At 64.1% G+C, this 234-nt stretch carries 1 pseudogene; it reads left to right on the top strand.

Annotated features, from left to right (window positions below):
• A pseudogene (locus NCS00_RS33285) lies at positions 1-234 on the top strand (lipopolysaccharide biosynthesis protein); the annotation flags it as partial.

Below are 234 nucleotides of genomic sequence, written 5' to 3'. Positions count from 1 at the left end.
GACTCGTGAATCTCGTTGCGGATGCGGAATCGTCCGCCGACCGCGACGCGCTGCAGACCATCGTTACGCGGGGCATCATGCTGCTCGCCGTGATCGGCGTCGCCGCGGCGGGGGTACTCGTCGGGCTCGTCTTGCTGCTGGATTTTCAGCGCCTGCTCAAGGTCGAGTCGACGATCGTCGCGAAAGAGACCGTGCTGGCGACGCTCACGTTCATCGGGCTGTTCTGCCTGAACA

It is taken from the genome of Caballeronia sp. AZ1_KS37, assembly GCF_023631165.1.
Taxonomy (GTDB): domain Bacteria; phylum Pseudomonadota; class Gammaproteobacteria; order Burkholderiales; family Burkholderiaceae; genus Caballeronia; species Caballeronia zhejiangensis.
Note: the sequence above shows the minus strand (reverse complement) of the source record. Positions and strands in the feature narration are given on the sequence as shown.